This window comes from Pseudoalteromonas sp. MMG012, from assembly GCF_018100875.1.
Classification (GTDB): Bacteria; Pseudomonadota; Gammaproteobacteria; order Enterobacterales; family Alteromonadaceae; genus Pseudoalteromonas; species Pseudoalteromonas aurantia.
Genome location: NZ_JAGJEF010000164.1, coordinates 1 through 2,515 on the forward strand (window position 1 = coordinate 1; position 2,515 = coordinate 2,515).

Here is a 2,515-nt window from a genome sequence, read left to right on the forward strand (position 1 = left end):
TATGCTTGCGATTTCAACCTTCGTAGATAATTGATTATGCTCTCAATCACCTCAGGGAGTGATACACTTGATTTCCGCGTACAGATCAGGCTTATATGGTCTAGGCTCTGTAGGTAGCCTTTCAAAGCGCTGAATCCCCTTTCTGAGCGTCAGTTGTGGAACTAACTCTTTACATAACTGTCTACTATGTCTAAGTAAAAACACACTTTGTTGGGTAAAGGCCTGATAGCTGTCTGCGAGGATCCTGATGGCAAACCGTCTCTCACTGTATTGTACTAGTCTATAGTGTACCTTATGGTCGAAGTCATATAGCTTTTGCACTTCACCTAACTTAGCTGGAGTGTGGTGGCATCCTGCTAGAAAAAGTAGCACGGCAATACTGGTACATTTTAATTGGGGTGATACATTGAGTGCAAACATGAATTTCCTTAAAAATATTGCTACTTTTAAGAATAACATATTGGAGAGTCCGGATTGTTTAAACAAATAAAAAAACTATTAAAGGAATTATCTGAGCAGCCAAGAGAAAAAAATACGATTGATTTTAATACTGCGCTGGCTGCGTTATTGATTGAGGTAATGCGTGCTGACGGAAAGGTACTTGAAATAGAATTAATTAAAATCACTGAAGTGCTTGTGGAACGCTGTGAGCTCGATGATAAACAGGTAAATGCGCTGATCACGTTAGCACAACAACTCGTTGAGCAGGCGATAGATCTCTATGCCTTCGTTAAACAAATTAATAATAATACATCGGATATCGAGCGTATTGAAATTGTGCAACTACTGTGGTTTGTTGCATATGCAGATAATGATATTGACCGTTATGAAGATCATATTATTCGTAAAATTGCAGGGCTATTATATGTCAGTCATGCTGATTTTATTGCGGCCAAATTGGCCGCTCAATGAATACTACGCGATAAAAATTAGGATTAAAAAGTAGGCTAGTGCGCTAATTCTGACTTACATGATTGCACCACTTCTTTGAGCATAAAGTTAACTAATGTAGGGCTGATCTGATACATTTTAGCGATGTCTTTTTGCTTCATTTTTCCACTTCTATAAAAACTCACCACATTTTGGTGCCTTGTAGATAATTTATTGATTGTTTTATTTACTTGCTGTGACACTTGGCGTTGTAAGTAGCGCTTTTCAATATTTGAATTATCATCATTGAACTGTTCAGTTTGCACACATTCAATATCAACCCATGCTTCCCGTGTTTGTTTTCGCAACATATCAATCGCGATATTTCTTGCTACTTGGTATGCATAGCTTGTCGCATTTTTTACTTGGTAGTTTTGATTCTCAGACATACCAGATAACCGAATAAATGTATCTTGAAGGGCATCTTCCGCAAGATAAGGGCAGCGTAAAATATTACTTAAGTAAGCAAGCAACTTAGCTTGATTTTGTGCAATAACCTGAGACCACTTATTTGCGAACTGCGACACGAAATACTCCTTATTGTACTCAATATTATAACAATAGTGAAAATGCAAATGATTATCAGTTGTGTATTATTTATAAATTTCACTCTTTGTCAATGGTCATAGTAGACAAAGTTACATTTACTTAACCAGAACAGGTAAGCGATGTAGGCTTTTTGTCCATGAGGTGGTTTGAATGCCGCTTTTATTGAAAGAACTAGTAATTAAGGAAAGTAATGGCAACACATAAGGTTATGGTAAAAGTATTGAGTATATTGTTCTTATTTTTCGGTTTACAACTTGCTGTAGCATCCGAAAATACATCCTCAAAAATATTATCCGAAACGGTGAATGTGATGCGCAGCCAATATGGCATGGCGCATATTGAAGCGACGAGTTTGTACGGGTTAGCCTATGGTAATGCGTATGCTCAAGCTCAAGCTCAAGATCATATTTGTATTTTAGCCGATGGATATTTACGTAATAGAGGACAGCGCGCTGAGTATTTGGGTCCAGATCGACAGCTTAACGATAACGCACATGTTATTTCCGATTTTGGTTATCGTATTTTGGACGTCTACGGACGAACTCAACGACATTACTCTGAGCTTTCCGATGACACACAAGCTTTAGCTGAAGGGTTTGCCGCTGGTTATAACCGTTTTTTAGCTGAGGTGAATTTAGGTCATGAAAAATTGGGAAAAGAGTGCTTAGATGCATCATGGGTGATGCCGATTGACGCAGTGGATGTTGTGGCGGGTATATTATCGTTGGGTATACAAAGTAGCTCAGGACGTTTTGTTCCTGTTTTTGTTCAAGCCCATCCGGGGGAGCAAGATGAATGGCGACCTTCTTTGGTTAAAAATATGGTGAGAAATTCATGGGAAATGAATCTCGTCCAAACTGACTTTTCAATACCAGAACATCAATAGGGCTCGAATGGCTGGGCACTCGGTAAAGAAAAAACTAAAAATAGCCGCGGGATTGTGATGGCGAACCCTCATTTTCCGTTTAACGGTAATTTTAGGTTCTGGGCCAATCAGGCAACGGTAACAGATCGGATAAATGCAATGGGGGCATCA

4 protein-coding genes and 1 pseudogene are annotated in these 2,515 nt (G+C 38.8%); 3 read left to right on the forward strand and 2 right to left on the reverse strand.

The features are described from left to right. Positions 1-51 precede the first annotated feature (51 nt). Positions 52-420: a hypothetical protein gene (locus J8L97_RS22685; RefSeq protein ID WP_210996339.1), complete on the reverse strand. Its 369-nt coding sequence runs from the start codon at positions 418-420 to the stop codon at positions 52-54. A gap of 54 nt (positions 421-474) precedes the next feature. Between J8L97_RS22685 and J8L97_RS22690 the strand changes: the two genes are divergently transcribed. Further along, positions 475-912, forward strand: coding sequence for a TerB family tellurite resistance protein (locus J8L97_RS22690; RefSeq protein WP_211052995.1), 438 nt, complete (start codon positions 475-477; stop codon positions 910-912). Between the two features lie 35 nt (positions 913-947). On the opposite strand, the gene J8L97_RS22695 is transcribed toward J8L97_RS22690, so the two are convergent. Continuing rightward, on the reverse strand, positions 948-1,457 hold the full coding sequence (locus tag J8L97_RS22695; RefSeq protein WP_192509031.1) for an RNA polymerase sigma factor: 510 nt from the start codon (positions 1,455-1,457) through the stop codon (positions 948-950). A gap of 212 nt (positions 1,458-1,669) precedes the next feature. On the opposite strand from J8L97_RS22695, the gene J8L97_RS22700 reads away from it, so the two are divergent. Together J8L97_RS22700 and J8L97_RS24145 are read left to right on the forward strand one after the other, a co-directional pair. Beyond that, positions 1,670-2,365, forward strand: coding sequence for a penicillin acylase family protein (locus J8L97_RS22700; protein ID WP_211052996.1), 696 nt, complete (start codon positions 1,670-1,672; stop codon positions 2,363-2,365). A gap of 12 nt (positions 2,366-2,377) precedes the next feature. Next, positions 2,378-2,515, forward strand: a pseudogene (locus J8L97_RS24145) (penicillin acylase family protein); the annotation flags it as partial.

Bases quoted from the DNA above. Each gene is read 5' to 3' on its own strand.
- J8L97_RS22685 (WP_210996339.1), bottom strand. From the start codon at position 420: ATGTTTGCACTCAATGTATCACCCCAATTAAAATGTACCAGTATTGCC.
- J8L97_RS22700 (WP_211052996.1), top strand. From the start codon at position 1,670: ATGGCAACACATAAGGTTATGGTAAAAGTATTGAGTATATTGTTCTTA.